We start from the raw sequence: 14,691 nt of genomic DNA, 5'->3' as shown, positions 1-14,691 counted from the left end.
TCACTTCACCTCCGCGCGCGCGGGGTGGGCGATGCGTGGATCCAGCAGCGGATACAGCAGATCGACGATCAGGTTGATCAGCACGAACCCCGCAGCCGCGATCACGACGATCGCCTGCACCACCGGAACATCCTTGGCGAGTACCGATTCCTGTGCGAGACGGCCGATTCCGTTGCGGTTGAACACGGTTTCGACGACGATCGCGCTGGTTACGGTGAGCCCCAACAGAACTCCGACAATGGTCAGCGCGGGCAGCGCCGCATTGCGGAAGGCGTGCCGCAACTGCACGGCCCCGCGCGAGAGGCCCTTGGCACGAGCGGTCACGATATACGGCTCGCGCAGGGTGTCGTGGAAGCTGCGGCTGAGCACCTGGGCGAGCTGGGACGCTCCCGGCAATGCCATGGTGATCACCGGCAAGACCAGGTACTTCCAGCCACCCGAGCCCGACGAGGGCAGCCAGCCCAGCTCGAACGAGAAATACTGAATGAGTCCGAGCCCCACCAGGAATGACAGGACCGCGACTCCCAGCGCCGGTGCGCGGTCCAGCAGAATTCGCAGTGGCCCGATGCGCACGAACGCGGCCAGATACGCGATACCGGCACCGAGGAGGATCGCGAGCACACCGGCGATCAGGCTCAATGTCAGTGTGCCGCCGAGCCTTTCGGCGAGCAGGTGGCTCACCGGTACCTGTTTGGCGATCGAGGTGCCGAAGTCGCCGTGCAGCGCGCCGGTCAGAGCGGAGAAGTACTGATCCGCGACCGGTCGGTCGAGCCCATATTTCGCCTTGGCGGCCGCCAGCTGCGCCGGTGTGAGGGAATCGGTTTCGATTCCGGCGGCGCTGAGCTGAATCGAAACTGGATCACTCGGCAGCAGGTAGAGCACGACGAAGGTGAGGGTGAACGCCGCCCAGAGCACACCTACCGCCTGCACCACGCGCCCGGCGATATAGCGGATCACGGCTGGATCCAGACATCGTGAAGGTCGACGAAGCTCTCTGCGGTGAAGCGGAAGCCATTGACCCGGTTACGGATTCCCGCGTATTGCACCCGCTCCGACAGCGGAAAGGTGATGCCATTGTCGATCAGCGTGCGCTGCAACTCGGTGTAGATCTGCTCGCGTGCCGTCGCATCGGTGGACTGCACCGCGCGGGTGAACAGGTCGGCGATCTGTGCGGCCGCCGCGGGCTTCTGGGCATTGCGCGCCAGCGCCTTCGAATTGGCCAGCGCTTCGACCAGAATGAATTGCAGTGCACCGGGATCCGCGCGGGTGAAGTATCCCTCGACGAGGTCGTACTGGCCGTTGGCGATCACCGCGGGGCGTTCGGCCGCGGTCACGGTCTTCAGTTGGAGCTCGATTCCGCTCTGGCGCAACTGATCCTGGATCAGCTCGGCTCCCACACTGGCGGCGCTCAGCGGCTGGACCAGCGTGAGCCGCTTACCGTCCTTGGAGCGGTATTGATCGCCCGGAGCGATCTTCCATCCGGCCGCGTCCAGAATGCGGGCGGCCTGCGCCGGGTCATAAGTAAGCTTGGCGCTCTGGGCGGCGTAATACGGGGTGGTGTTGTCGAACGGCCCGCCGACCACGGGATAGTCCGCCCCGAAGATGGTCGCCGCGAAGGTCTTCAGATCGATGGCGTGGTACAGCGCCTGGCGAATCTGGTCGTCCGCCAGCGGATGCCCGTCGGACACGTTCGGGTACAGCGTGTAGGACACGCCCGGCAGCGGACGCGACCGCAGATATGCGCCGGATCGGCCGATCAATGCCCGATCCTCGACGGTGAACGGGTTGCGCGGCCAGGCGATATCAATCTGCCCGCTGACCAGGTTGCCGGTGCGCACCCCGTCCTCGGCGACGTAACTCACCTTCACCTTGTCCAAGTAGGCGTCGCCCGGGTTCTTGTTCAACGCTGAGGGCCAGTGGTAGCCGGTGCGGCGACTCAGGCTCACCCCCTGGTTCGGGGTGTAGTTGTCGAGCGTGAACGGTCCGGACCCGACGACGTCGCCGAGGCAACGCTGCTGCGGGGTCTTCTGGAACGAGGCCGGTGACAGCAGCGCCAGATTGGTGGTCGAGGTCGCTTGCAGGAATGAGGAATTCGGCTTGGAGAAGTGGAACCGGACCGTCTTGGCGTCGACCACCTGCGTCGACTCGAGCCCAACGATGTAGCTCGCGCCGTAGGCGGTGCCGCCCGAGGTGCGCGCGAGATCGGCGAATCCATCGAAATTGGTCTTCACCGCCGCGGCGTCCAGTGGCGCGCCATCGGCGAAGGTGACACCGTCGCGCAGGGTGAAGGTGTAGTCCAGACCGTCGGGACTGATCTGCCACGCGGTCGCCAGCCACGGCACGACCGCGCCGGTCTCCGGGTTCTGATCGGTGAGCGAATCGGCGAAATTCCGTATGAGCGAACGGTGTTCAATCCAGTAGGTCTGGAATGGGTCGATGCAGGCGAAGGCCACATTGTCCGGGAAGAACGCCAGGTTCAGGGTGCCGCCTCGCACCGGTTCGCGACCTTCCCCGGACGGTCCGCTGGCCGCGTCGGTGGTGCCGCCGCAGGCACTGGTGAACACGGTCAGTGCCGCGACAGCCGCTGCGACACCGAACTTTCCGATTGTTCGCGGACTGCGCGCGAGCCGCGTGGTAGTGATCATGGCTGGGTTGTTCCTCGTGGGTAGGCCCCGGGCACAAGCCTCGGGGTTGCCGAAAGTAGTGGCGCGGTCGCGTATTACGTCTGCGGCCGCAACACCGAACGACCGCTGCTCAGCAGCACGGTGTCCTCCTGCGGGGGATGCACGCGCACGCAGAGCACATCGCGCAGATGACGTTCGAGCGGGTTGTGCCGCGTCAGCGCGGCATTGCCGAGGGCGGCGACCGCGGTCTGCACCGCGGCGATAACCGACCGCGCGATGAGCACTTTGACCACCGACAGGCTTTGTGCCACATCGGTTTCGCCGGCCGCGAGCCGGTGCAGCGTGCCGTACAGCAGCGTTTCGGCCTGCACGATCTGGGCCTCGATCTCACCGGCCACCGATTGAATGCGTTCGGTCTCGGCGATCGGCTTACCGAGCGCGGTCGGCACGCGAGTACGGGCGTACTCGGCGAAGGCCGTGCGGGCCGCCCGCGCCACACCGACGTACAACGCCGCATGGCCGAACGAGGCCGGACCCGACGCGGCCGCAGGATCTCGGTACACGCCGTCCTGGAAGGGGATCTCCGAGAAGTTCTCCAGGGGCACTCGAACATCGGTGTAGCTGACGTCGTGGGTGTTGGAGGCGCGCAGGCCCAGGTGATCCCAGGTGTGGTGCCAGGTAATGCCGTTGGCGTCGGCGGGGACGATCAGATGTCCCACTCGGGCCGGGGATTCATCGGTCACCACCCACACCAGGTGGTAGGACAGTGCGGTGCCGCCGGTGGCGAAGCTTTTGCGGCCGTTGAGGATCCAGCCATCGGCGGTGCGACTGGCGAGCGTCGCGGGCAGACCGCCGCGCGCGGGCGCACCCAATTCGGGCTCGGCACGTACCGCGTTGATCAGGATCGGCTGCTCGCCCGAGTGACCGAGAACCTCTCGGTACAGCTCCTCCGGCCAGTTCCCGACCGTGGCCTGTGCGAGGTGAGCCGCCAAGGTATTGGCGACGATCAGGGCCACCGACGGATCACCCTCGCCGATCGCCACCAGCACTCGCGCCACCTCGGCGTGATCCAGCTGCGGTCCGCCGTACCTCGCGGCCACCGTGGCCGTGAGATACCCGCCGCGATGCACCGCGAGCAGCCCGGCCTCGGGAATATCCCCGCTGCGATCGTATGACGCTGCGGTGGAAGCGATTTCCGAGGTCAAGGCGGCGAGCGCGGCGGATGAGGTGTCGGGCACGGTCAGCACGGGACCGGCGGTGGCGGTCATGAGCGGCCCACCGTGGCCAGTGCGCCCGGGTAGTCGGCTTGCAGCGTGCCGCGCTGACCGGTCGCGGCGCGGTGTTCGAGCTCCTGCCGGACCAGTGGCAGAACGTACCGCCCATAGTCGATGACGTCGTTGAGCGTGTCGTATCCGCGGATGGAGACCAGGCTCGCGCCGAGATCGATGTAGTCCAGGATCGCGGCGGCCACCGTCTCGGGGCTACCGACCAATGCCGTCGAGGCACCCGCACCATTCGTGGCCGCGGCCGTCCTGGTCCAGAGCGCGCGGTCGTAAACCTCTTGGCGGCGGGCGAATTCCAGCGCCCGCTGGGAGCCGACGTTCTGTGGTTCGGCCGCGCTGACTTTGCGGTACGCACCACGCTCGAAGGTCTGTGTGATGCGCTCGACATAGTCGTACGCCTTGGCCCAGGCCAGCTCATCGGTGCGGTCGACGATGGGGCGGAAGGTCACCCAGATGCGCGGGCGATCGGCGCGCCCCGCCGCGGCGGCGATGCCGTGCACCCGGTCGATCTGGGATGCAATGTCCGCCAACGGTTCTCCCCAGAACGAGAAGATGTCAGCCTTGGCGCCACCGATATCGAACGCGGCATCGGATTGGCCGCCGATCGAGATCGGAATCGACTCGGCGTACGGCGGGAAGCCCGGCCCGAAGTCGTCGAATCGATAGTGTTCGCCCGCGTGGGAGAACGGTTGCGTCTCGGTCCACGACCGGCGCAGCACATCGATGAATTCGCTGGTGCGCGCGTATCTTTCATCCTTGGTCGCGTAGTCGCCCTGCCGGGCCTGTTCGGCGTCATTGCCCCCGGAGATCAGATGCACCAGCGCGCGACCCTCGGTCAACTGATCCAGCGTCGCGAGCTGTTGCGCCGCGACCGTGGGGAACACCGTGTTCGGGCGGACCGCGACGATCGGCTTGATCCGTGTGCTCAGCTGGCCCACCGCCGAGGCCAGCACGAACGAATCCGCGCCCGCGGAGCCGTACGGCAGCAAGGTGGCATCGAATCCGCCGTCCTCCAGGGCTCGCACGTACCGCCGCACGAACGGCAGGTCGATCCCCCGGGACGGTATCGGCTCCAGTTCGGTCGAGGCATTGGTGTGCGTGAGGCTGATGAATTCCACCTCGGTCGCGGCGGTTGCGGGTACCGCGTTCGATTCCGGATCGGCAGTCATGTGATTCCTCTCGGCGAACAACACTCGATAATTCGTCATGCTAGGGAGACAACGTCGGCGGAAACAGAGTTCTCTTCAGCGAATTCAATTCGGATAGCCGATCACGACCGATAGTCGAAATGCGTTCGCCGCATTCGAATCTCGCGGATCGAAAAGCTATCCGAACTACCGAATAGACCGTTCGGCAGCGCGCGCCGAGTCGATCGCTCAGCGTGCCTGCCTGGTCAGTAGGCTTTGCCCGGGTTGAAGATTCCCGCCGGGTCCAGCGCCCGCCGGATGGCGTGCTGCACCCGCAGCGCATCGGCTCCCTGCTCACGCTCGAGCCACTTGCGTTTGAGCACCCCGACGCCGTGTTCGCCGGTGATGGTGCCACCCAATTCCAAGGCTGCGGCGAATATTTCGTCGGCGGCCGACTCGGCCCGGGCGCGTGCCGCGAAATCGCCGTCTGACACCACGATTATCGGGTGTAGATTTCCGTCTCCGGCATGGCCGAACGTATATATCCGGCTATCGAATTCGACGGCGATCGCGCTGATACGGCGCACCGCGTCGGCGATCCGCGAGCGGGGGACGGCGATATCCTCGATGAGCGCCCGACCGTGCCGCTCGAGTGCGGGCAGCGCCGCCCGGCGGACCGCGAGCAGTTGGCTCGCCGCGTCGGGATCGCCGCCGACCTCGATGCGAGAGGTGAACTGCCGCAGCACATCCACGATCAGATCGGCTTCCGCTCGGGAGCCGAATCCGTCGGTCTGCGCCACCAGGAAGGAACCGGCCGCGTGCCCTCGCACGCCGAGCAGGTCCTGCGCCTCGCGCAGCGACGCCGCGTCGAGCAGTTCCAGCATGGCGGGACGGACCCGTGCCGCCAGCACTCCCGCAGCGGCCGCGGCGGCCTGATCGACGTCGTCGAAATACGCGGCGATGGTGACGGTGTCGATCGGAATCGGTTGCAACCGCACCACCGCCTCGACAATGACGCCCAACGTTCCTTCGGAGCCGGTGAACAGGCCGGTAAGGTCCAGTCCCGCAACGCCTTTCGCCGTGCGACGGCCGGTCTGGACGAGCGTTCCGTCCGCCAGTACGACACTGAGCCCGAGCACCGCGTCTCGGGTCACGCCGTATTTGACACATCGCAGTCCACCGGCGTTCGTGGCGATGTTCCCCCCGATGGTCGAGATGGCCACGCTCGCCGGGTCGGGCGCGTATCGCAGCCCGTGCTTGGCGGCTTCGGCGTCGAGCGTGGCCGCGCTCACTCCGGCCTGCACCACGGCCAGCTCGTCGACCGGCGAAATCTCGAGAATCCGGCGCAGTGCGCTGACATCGAGCACCAGCGCACCCCGCCCCGCGCTCGCGCCACCGGCCAGTCCGGTGCCGGCACCCCGGACCACCACCGAAAGTCCCTGTTCGGCAGCGTAAGTGACCGCACGGCGCACATCGTCGACATCGGCGGCGATCACCACCAGCTCCGGCGTTCCCGAGGGCTCATACCCGGATCTGTCCACCCGGTAGGTGTCGGCGATGTCCGGCCCGGTCAGCACGGCTCCGGAGAACAGCGCCGCACCGGTAACCGACAGCGGCACCGGATCCGGACTCACCGCGTGGCTTCGGATTCGGTCGCGCCGGTGGCGACGGGCAAGGCAAGATCCGAACTCCATTGCGACCAGGAGCCCGGGAACAGCGCCGCGTCGATACCGAGAACGGCCAGCGCGGCGATATCGACGGCCGCGGTCACGCCGGATCCGCAGTACACCCCGACCACCGGGGCATTCGAGATACCCGCGACGGCGAACCGCTGCTCCAATTCCGCTGTCTCCCGGAAGAATCCACGCTCGTCGAGCAGCGATCCGCTGGGCACATTGCGCGCCCCCGGAATGTGACCGGCCACCGGGTCCAACGGCTCGGACTCACCGCGGAACCGCTCGGGAGCTCGCGCGTCGATCAGCACGCCGCGCTCGGGAACCTCTGCGGTCTCGGAGGCGGTCAGGGTGGCCAGCTCACCGTCGTAGAGATCCTCACGCTCGACGACGATATCGCCGGGAACCGGAACCACCGCACCGGTATCGAGTGCGCGCCCCGACTCGGTCCACGCGCTAAGTCCGCCGTCGAGAATGCGCACATCGTGGATTCCCGCCGCGCGCAGCACCCACCACGCGCGTGCCGAACCGGCGCGATTCCAGCTGTCGTACAGCACAATCGGAACCCCGGAGCGTACACCCCACGCGCGCGCGGCCGCCTGTAGCGCCGCGCCCGAAGGCAGCGGATGGCGGCCGCGTCCCGTGATCGAATGGTCGGTCAGCTCGCTCTCGAGATCGGCGTACACCGCGCCGGGAATGTGGCCGAGCGCGTAGTCCGCACGCCCGTCCGGGCGATCGAGCTGCCAGCGCACATCGAGCAGGGTGACCGGTTCCCCGGTCCGCACTCGCTCGGCCAGCTCGTCCGCGGTGATGAGAACGCTCGCGCGCAGTGCGCTACTTCGGATCGTCATGACAGAACTCCTCTCCGAGGACGAGCAAACCCGACCCCGGTGGCACGGTGAAGTCTTGGAATCAGGGCAATCCCAACGTCTGCGCGCCGTGCACGAGCGAGCGTACGATCGCCGACCACATCAGTCCGGGAGTGCGGGAGCGACCATGACAACAATTGGGCAGCAAGATAATTCGGATGCGACGTCCAGCCAATGGCGCGACCACGGAGTCCGGGTCATCCCATCCGGGCAGCTCGATCCCAATACCGCGCAGACCCCCGGGATGGATCGTGCGGCGGCGATCAACGCCGCCCGCGTGGGTGCACAGCAGATCTGGGCGGGCACGGTCACCATCCATCCGGACGCCAAAACCGGTGCTCACCACCATGGTGCGCTCGAGAGCGTCATCTATGTCGTGCGCGGGCGTGCTCGCATGCGGTGGGGAAATCAGCTGGAGTTCGTCGCGGAGGCCGGACCGGGCGACTTCATCTTCGTCCCACCGTATGTCCCACATCAGGAGATCAACGCCAGCACCGACGAACCGCTCGAGTGCGTGCTGGTCCGCAGCGACAGCGAGGCGGTGGTGGTGAACCTCGATATCGAGCCGGTCGAAGCACCCGAGACCGTGCACTGGGTGGATCCGATTCATCCGCACCCGTGAGCGGCGGCCGCTCACGCTGTCCGATCGGAAGTTCCGATCTCTTTCGATGATCGAATTCGATCGATCGAATTGAATTCACGTGATCGCAAATGATTGACCGAAATACATTCGGCGGGTTGAGTTTTCATCGGTCGGCGGGGTGTCGGTTCCGGCCGAACTCATACTTCGACGAACGGGTGACATGTCTACTCACGCAGAGGCCGATCGTCCGGCCGCACGACCCCGAATCCGTTCGCGCCGGCGGCGCACCCTCTGGATCGCGGCGGCCGTCGCGGCCGGGGTCGCGATCGCGGCAGGGGTTGTCGCGGGGCTCTCCGGTGGCGATAGCGAGAACGCGGGCCCGATCACCGAGAACGGCACGCTGGTCTACGCGGTGGCGGGCACCCAGGTCTCGCTCGATCCGGCGGTCGCGGCGACCGCGGTGACCAGCCTGGTCAATCGCAATATCTTCGATTCGCTGGTGGCGCAGACCGGTCCGGACTCCTTCGGTAAATGGCTGGCGGATTCGTGGACCATCTCACCGGACGGGCGCACCTATCGGTTCGCCTTGCGCGAAGGGGTCACCTTCCACGACGGCACGCCGTTCACCGCGGACGCGGTGCGAGCCAGCCTCGATCACATCGTCGATCCGAAGACCAAGTCCGCGTACGCGGCCTCGCTGATCAGCGCCTATCAGGAGACCCGGGTCATCGATCCGCTCACGGTGGAAGTCGTTCTCAAACAACCCTTCACACCGTTCCTGCAGGCGCTGTCGACACCGAGTCTGGGCATCCAGAGTCCGAAGGCGCTCGCGGATCAGACCTATCGTCCGGTGGGCACCGGTCCGTTCGCTTATGAGAGCTGGGAGCAGGGCAAGGCCGAAACGCTCACCCGGTTCGAGCCCTACCGCTGGCCCGCCCCGGGCAGTGCCCATTCCGGTGCGGCGCGCCTGGGCAAACTGGTATTCCAGTTCATCAACGAGGACGCCACCCGCTACGGCGCGCTGACCAGCGGTCAGGTGCAGGCCATCGGGGGTGTGCCGCCGGTCTCGGCGGATGATCTGGCCAAGCGCGAGAATTTCACTCTGCACTCGGACGAGACGCCCGGCCTGAACTACAACCTCTATCTCAACCAGTCACGCGGGCCGCTCGCCGATCCGCTGGTGCGCCGCGCGCTCACCGCGTCGGTGGATGTGGCCAAGCTGGTGAAGAACATCTACTTCGGCCACTATCCGGTGGCGGACAACGCGATCAGCGAGGTCACCGCCGGATACGACGCCTCAGCGCGCAAGGATCTGACCGCCTTCGACCCCGACAATGCCAAACGGCTACTCGACCAGGCCGGATGGAATCACACCGATTCCGAGGGCTTCCGGGTCAAAGACGGCGCGCGGCTGTCGCTGACCTGGCCGTACTGGCCCGACGGCACCCGGGAGCAGCGTGACGTGGTGGCCGATGGCATCCGGGCCCAGGCCCGCACGGTGGGCATCGATATCCAGCGGCCTACCGTGGACACCGGTACCTACGTCGACAAGTACCTCATCGGCGGCGGCTATGACCTGGTGGATGTCAGCTTCGCCCGGCCCACGCCCGATGTGCTGCGGTTCGCCTTCTTCTCCGCCAACACCTACGCCAAGGCGGGCGGCAATGTGGCACTGGTCAATTCACCGCAGCTGGACTCCTGGGTGACCGGTGCCGCGGCCACCACCGACCCCAAGCAAGCCGCCGGAAACTACTCCTCGGTCCAGCACGAAGTGCTCTCCCAGGCCTACATCATCCCGATCTACACCCCGGTCAGCCTGACCGGATACGCGAAGTCGGTGCGCGAGTTGACCTTCGACGCGCAGACTTACCCGCGGTTCTACGACGCCTGGCTCGCGACGTGAGGCAATCGCCCCGCACCCCTGGGCGACTACCCACATCGCTGCGGTGGCTGCCGAACGCCTCACGGCGGTTGCCCGATACCGCGCAGCAGCCGACCGCACCAGCGGGGGCGCAGCCCGACACCTCACGGCGGCGGACGCCACTACCGCAGTGGCCACTCGACGCGCTGCGTCGGTTGCCTCGGTCCGTGCGGTGGCTGCTCGGCCGCCTGGCGCTGGCGGTGCTGGTGATCTGGGCGGCCGCTACCCTGACTTTTGTTGGGCTGCAAGCTATTCCGGGCGATCCCGCGCGGGCTATCGCGGGCGGGGTGGCGGCGACCAGCTCACCGCAGGTGCTGGCACAGATTCGTTCGGAGTACGGACTGGATTCTCCGATCCATGTGCAGTACGCGCGATTCCTCGGGCGTCTTGCGCAGGGGGACCTGGGCACCTCGTACCAACAGCATCGCCCGGTGCGCGCTCTCATTGCCGAGCAGCTGTGGCCCACTGTCGAACTCGCGGTCGGCGGGCTGGTGCTGGGGCTGGCGGTTTCGGTGGCCGTTGCGGTGTTCACCGCGCAGCGGCCGCGCTCGCGGGCGGCGGCGCGGGCAGTCGAGTTCACCGCGCTGTCCATGCCCACCTATTGGGTGGGATTCGTACTGCTGGCACTGTTCTCATTCCATTGGCAGGTGTTCCCGGTGGTCGGCGCGACGGGTCTGCGCGGGCTGGTTCTGCCGTGGCTGGCCCTCGCGGTGGCCGTGGCCGGGGTGCTGTCGCAGGTCACCCGGGACGGGCTGGAGCAGGCTCTCGAGCAGCCGTTCGCGGTCACCGTGCGAGCGCGCGGCGCGACCGAACTCCGGGTGCGGGCCGGGCACGCGCTGCGACATGCGGCCACTCCGGTGCTGACGCTCTCGGGCTGGATGCTGGGGAATCTGCTCGGTGGTGTGGTCGTGGTCGAAACGGTGTTCGCGCGACGGGGTTTGGGTCAGTTGCTGGTGACCGCGGTACGCGGCCGCGACTATCCGGTGGTGACCGGCACGGTGGTGCTGACCGCGGCGGCGTTCGCGGTGATCTCGATCGTGCTCGACCAGCTTTACCGGCTCGTGGATCCCCGGATTCGGGAGGTGGCTCGGTGAACGCGCCATCGATACAGACGCTGGCAACACCGGATCGGCCTCGGCCGTTGCGGTATTGGTTTCGGACGACGCTGAATCGTCTGCGGAACCGACGTTACTGGCCGCGACCGGGGAGAGCGGGCGCTGCGATCGTGCTGGCGCTGGCCGCAATCGCGGTTATCGCACCTCACCTGTTGGCGGGTCCCCCGGAGGCCATCGACCCCGGTATCGCGCTCCAAGTGCCGAGTGGTGCACATCTTTTCGGCACCGACTGGCTGGGTCGCGATGAATACGCGCGGGTCGTCTACGGAGCGCGAGCCTCACTGCTGGTCGGGATCGGGTCGACGTTGCTCGCGACGGCTGCGGGCACGCTCTGGGGATTGGCCGCGGCGCTGGGCGGACCGGTCGCCGATCAGATCGGCATGCGGGTCGCCGATGTGCTGCTGGCGTTTCCGACCATTCTGATGGCGCTGCTCGTGGTGGCGGTTCTGGGTCCGGGAACCGGCAATGTGGTGCTGGCCATCACCATCGCGCTGACTCCCGGTTTCGCCCGGCTGGTGCGGATTCGCACTCATCAGGTACGCCGATTGGCCTATGTCCGTGCGGCATTGGATTTGGGGATTCCACCGTGGAGGGTCACCGTGCGTCACATCGTGCCCAATGTGCTGCTGCCGCTGAGCGTGCTGGTGGTGATCAATATCGGCACCGCGATCATTGTCGGCTCCTCGCTGAGTTTCCTGGGGCTTGGACCCGATACGGCGACACCGGAATGGGGCGCGATGCTCGCGCAGTCCCGGAACTATCTGAGCGCCGCGTGGACGCTGGCGTTGTTCCCCGGCCTGGCGGTCACCCTCACCGTGATGTCGATCAGTGTGGCCGGTCGCGCCCTGCGCGAACGCGTGGAGGGAGTCACCCGATGAACGAACGACTGTTGTCGGTGCGGGAGCTGTCGGTGTCGTTCGGCGACGCCGTCGCGGTGCGGTCGGTCGATCTCGACGTCGACCGGGGTCAATGTGTGGCGCTGGTAGGCGAATCCGGCTCCGGCAAGAGCGTGACCGCACGGGCATTGGTCGGGCTGGCCGGAGTCGATGCCCGGGTGCGCGCCGGCGAACTGACCCTCGGCACGGACGACCTGCGCGGCGCGAGCAACGCACGCTGGCGCCGAATCCGTGGCCGCCGTGTGGGTTTCGTCCTGCAGGACGCCCTCACCTCACTGGATCCGTTGCGCCGCATCGGCTACGAGGTTGCCGAACCGCTCGAGATCCACCGGCTCGCCGATGCCGAAAACCTCGACGACGCGGTGTTCGGGCTGCTCCGACGGGCGGGCATCGACGATCCGGAGCGCCGCTGGCGGCAGTATCCGCACGAGTTGTCCGGCGGTCTGCGTCAGCGGGCGCTGATCGCGTCGGCGCTGGCGGCGGGCCCGGAACTGCTGATCGCGGACGAGCCCACCACCGCGCTCGATGTCGTTGTGCAACAGCAGATTCTGGGGCTGTTACGCGATCTGCGGGCGGCCGGGACCGCGGTGCTGCTGATCAGCCACGATCTGGCGGTGGTCGCCGAATCGGCGGACACGGTCGCGGTCATGTACGCCGGAATCATCGTCGAACGAGGACCCGCCGAGGTGGTGCTGGGCGCGCCCGCGCATCCGTACACGATCGAATTGCTCTCCGCCGCACCGCGACTGGACGGACCGGTGCTGGCTTCGGCCGCACCGCGCTGGGCCGCACCGGCCGATGCCGGATGCCCGTTCGCTCCGCGCTGCCCACACGCCGACACCGACTGCCGCACAGCGCTTCCCGAGCCGGTCACGCTGTCCGACGAACGCACGGTCCGGTGTCTGCGCCCGGGCGTGGCCACGGCCCCGGTGATACCGGTGTCCGCGCCGCCCGAGCCGGTCGCGGCGGTGGATCAGGTTCCGCTGCTGGAGTTCCGGGGCGTGAGTCGGCGCTATCGATTACCCGGCGGCGGGCGAACCGTTGGCCTGGAACCGGTGTCGTTCACCCTGGCGCCAGGTCAGGCCTTGGGCGTGGTCGGCGAATCCGGTTCCGGCAAGAGCACATTGGCCCGGTTGGCGCTCGCGCATCTGACCCCCGACAGCGGTGAAGTACTGCTCGACGGCGCACCCTGGTCGCGGCTGCGCGAACGCGAACGCCGCTCGCACCGGCATCGGGTGCAGCTCATCGACCAGGATCCGGTGAGCGCCTTCGATCCCCGGCACTCGGTCGCGGCGATCATCGGCGAGGCGCTGTCGCGCATCGGATCACGGGCCGCTCGTGCCGAACGCGTCGACGAGCTGCTCGCCGATGTGGGGCTGTCGCGCGCGCTGCGCGATGCCCGCCCCGCGCTCCTGTCCGGCGGGCAGCGTCAGCGGGTGGCCATCGCGCGCGCCCTGGCCGCCGCACCCGATCTGATCGTCGCCGACGAACCGGTATCCGCGCTCGACATCACCATCCAGGCCCAGATCCTGGACCTGTTCGATCGGGTGCGGCGCGACAGCGGAGCCGCGCTGCTGCTCATCTCCCACGATCTGGCCGTGGTGCGCAGGCTGTGCCAGCGCGTCGCGGTCATCCAGCACGGCCGCATCGTCGAGATCGGCGATACGCCAGCGGTTTTCGCCGACCCGCAGCACGAGTACACCCGGCAACTGCTCGCGGCCGTCCCGCGACCGCCGGGCCCGGCGGTCGCGTCGGACCCGACTGCCACATCGCCCGAACACTCACTCTCGAAAGGAATCGCATGACATCGACCGATGACCCGCGGGTCGCGATCGTCACCGGTGCCGCGTCCGGCATCGGCCGCGCCACCGCGGAACTGTTCGCCGAGCGCGGACACCGGGTGGTGGCCGTGGACGTCGACGAGCGCGGCCTGGCCGGGCTGTCCGGCGATCCGGTGACCCTGACCGGAGACGTGTCCGCCGAAGCAGTGAATCTGGAGGCGGTGCGCACCGCCCTGGACCGGTTCGGCCGGATCGACACCGTGGTGCTCAACGCCGGGACCGGCGGCACTCCACCGCTGGAGACGCCCGGCGCCGTCGATGCGGCCGACCGCATCTTCGGGGTCAACCTGCGCGGTCCGATTCACGGTCTGCGAGCGGCGATCCCGGCGCTGCGCAACAGCGGCGGGTCGGCGATCTTCACCGCCTCGGTGGCGGGCCTGCGCGGGGATCCAGGCAACTGGGCCTATAACGCGTCCAAGGGCGCGCTGATCAATCTGGTGCGCGCGTTCGCGATCGACTACGCCGCACAGGGCGTGCGGATCAACGCACTCGCACCGGGCCTGACCCGCACCGGCATCACCGCCAATGTGCATCGAGATCCTGGGTTGCTGGCGGCCATCGAACGCCGGATTCCGTTGGGCCGCTTCGCCGAACCTGTCGAACAGGCCGAGGCCATCTGGTTCCTCGCCTCGCCCGCGGCGGGTTACATCACCGGCACAACCCTGGTCGTGGATGGCGGTCTCGACGCCAACCTCGGCATTCTGCCGCTGCCCGGCCAGGGCTTCTGATCTGCCAGACCGATTTCCGATAGATCCATCA

Annotated in this window: 12 protein-coding genes; 6 read left to right on the top strand and 6 right to left on the bottom strand. The window is 67.5% G+C overall.

What is annotated here, in order from left to right:
* The 6 genes from ACFC0O_RS13135 to ACFC0O_RS13110 all read right to left on the bottom strand — a co-directional run bounded on the left by ACFC0O_RS13135 (position 1) and on the right by ACFC0O_RS13110 (position 7,558).
* Entirely contained in the window at positions 1 to 957 is a 957-nt protein-coding gene (locus ACFC0O_RS13135) for an ABC transporter permease (protein WP_375957001.1), read from the bottom strand.
* Complete coding sequence (locus ACFC0O_RS13130; protein ID WP_375956998.1) at positions 954 to 2,645, bottom strand: ABC transporter substrate-binding protein; 1,692 nt, start codon at positions 2,643 to 2,645, stop codon at positions 954 to 956. The genes ACFC0O_RS13135 and ACFC0O_RS13130 overlap by 4 nt, the downstream gene beginning before the upstream one ends.
* Positions 2,646 to 2,719: 74 nt before the next feature.
* Entirely contained in the window at positions 2,720 to 3,892 is a 1,173-nt protein-coding gene (locus tag ACFC0O_RS13125) for an acyl-CoA dehydrogenase family protein (RefSeq protein WP_375956995.1), read from the bottom strand.
* The gene (locus ACFC0O_RS13120; RefSeq protein ID WP_375956992.1) at positions 3,889 to 5,076 is read right to left on the bottom strand and encodes an LLM class flavin-dependent oxidoreductase; all 1,188 of its coding nucleotides are present in this window, start codon (positions 5,074 to 5,076) and stop codon (positions 3,889 to 3,891) included. Before ACFC0O_RS13120 ends, ACFC0O_RS13125 begins: the two co-directional genes overlap by 4 nt.
* A gap of 224 nt (positions 5,077 to 5,300) precedes the next feature.
* On the bottom strand, positions 5,301 to 6,668 hold the full coding sequence (locus ACFC0O_RS13115) for an FAD-binding oxidoreductase (RefSeq protein WP_375956989.1): 1,368 nt from the start codon (positions 6,666 to 6,668) through the stop codon (positions 5,301 to 5,303).
* Positions 6,665 to 7,558: a sulfurtransferase gene (locus ACFC0O_RS13110; protein ID WP_375956987.1), complete on the bottom strand. Its 894-nt coding sequence runs from the start codon at positions 7,556 to 7,558 to the stop codon at positions 6,665 to 6,667. Before ACFC0O_RS13110 ends, ACFC0O_RS13115 begins: the two co-directional genes overlap by 4 nt.
* A 145-nt stretch (positions 7,559 to 7,703) precedes the next feature.
* On the opposite strand from ACFC0O_RS13110, the gene ACFC0O_RS13105 reads away from it, so the two are divergent.
* From ACFC0O_RS13105 to ACFC0O_RS13080, 6 genes are all read left to right on the top strand, one after another.
* On the top strand, positions 7,704 to 8,198 hold the full coding sequence (locus ACFC0O_RS13105) for a cupin domain-containing protein (protein ID WP_375956984.1): 495 nt from the start codon (positions 7,704 to 7,706) through the stop codon (positions 8,196 to 8,198).
* Positions 8,199 to 8,379: 181 nt separating this feature from the next.
* Positions 8,380 to 10,062, top strand: a complete 1,683-nt coding sequence (locus ACFC0O_RS13100; RefSeq protein ID WP_375956981.1) for an ABC transporter substrate-binding protein — start codon at positions 8,380 to 8,382, stop codon at positions 10,060 to 10,062.
* A 185-nt stretch (positions 10,063 to 10,247) separates the two neighbouring features.
* Positions 10,248 to 11,174 carry an ABC transporter permease gene (locus tag ACFC0O_RS13095; protein WP_375956978.1) on the top strand — a complete coding sequence of 309 codons (927 nt, stop codon included), beginning with the start codon at positions 10,248 to 10,250 and terminating at the stop codon, positions 11,172 to 11,174.
* A gap of 131 nt (positions 11,175 to 11,305) precedes the next feature.
* On the top strand, positions 11,306 to 12,073 hold the full coding sequence (locus tag ACFC0O_RS13090) for an ABC transporter permease (protein ID WP_375956975.1): 768 nt from the start codon (positions 11,306 to 11,308) through the stop codon (positions 12,071 to 12,073).
* Positions 12,070 to 13,896 carry a dipeptide ABC transporter ATP-binding protein gene (locus tag ACFC0O_RS13085; RefSeq protein WP_375956973.1) on the top strand — a complete coding sequence of 609 codons (1,827 nt, stop codon included), beginning with the start codon at positions 12,070 to 12,072 and terminating at the stop codon, positions 13,894 to 13,896. The genes ACFC0O_RS13090 and ACFC0O_RS13085 overlap by 4 nt, the downstream gene beginning before the upstream one ends.
* Positions 13,893 to 14,660: an SDR family oxidoreductase gene (locus ACFC0O_RS13080; protein ID WP_364645693.1), complete on the top strand. Its 768-nt coding sequence runs from the start codon at positions 13,893 to 13,895 to the stop codon at positions 14,658 to 14,660. Before ACFC0O_RS13085 ends, ACFC0O_RS13080 begins: the two co-directional genes overlap by 4 nt.
* The last annotated feature ends 31 nt before the right edge of the window (positions 14,661 to 14,691 follow it).

Origin of the sequence: Nocardia sp. NPDC056100 (assembly GCF_042266325.1) — a bacterium.
In the GTDB taxonomy this organism is placed as follows: Bacteria; Actinomycetota; Actinomycetes; order Mycobacteriales; family Mycobacteriaceae; genus Nocardia.
The sequence above is the reverse complement of the archived record's forward strand: the minus strand, read 5'-3'. Positions and strand labels throughout refer to the sequence as shown.

Excerpts from the sequence above, each read along its gene's own strand:
- ACFC0O_RS13085 (WP_375956973.1), top strand. The coding sequence starts at position 12,070 with ATGAACGAACGACTGTTGTCGGTGCGGGAGCTGTCGGTGTCGTTCGGC.
- ACFC0O_RS13130 (WP_375956998.1), bottom strand. The coding sequence starts at position 2,645 with ATGATCACTACCACGCGGCTCGCGCGCAGTCCGCGAACAATCGGAAAG.
- ACFC0O_RS13080 (WP_364645693.1), top strand. The coding sequence starts at position 13,893 with ATGACATCGACCGATGACCCGCGGGTCGCGATCGTCACCGGTGCCGCG.
- ACFC0O_RS13110 (WP_375956987.1), bottom strand. The coding sequence starts at position 7,558 with ATGACGATCCGAAGTAGCGCACTGCGCGCGAGCGTTCTCATCACCGCG.
- ACFC0O_RS13105 (WP_375956984.1), top strand. The coding sequence starts at position 7,704 with ATGACAACAATTGGGCAGCAAGATAATTCGGATGCGACGTCCAGCCAA.
- ACFC0O_RS13120 (WP_375956992.1), bottom strand. The coding sequence starts at position 5,076 with ATGACTGCCGATCCGGAATCGAACGCGGTACCCGCAACCGCCGCGACC.
- ACFC0O_RS13100 (WP_375956981.1), top strand. The coding sequence starts at position 8,380 with ATGTCTACTCACGCAGAGGCCGATCGTCCGGCCGCACGACCCCGAATC.
- ACFC0O_RS13125 (WP_375956995.1), bottom strand. The coding sequence starts at position 3,892 with ATGACCGCCACCGCCGGTCCCGTGCTGACCGTGCCCGACACCTCATCC.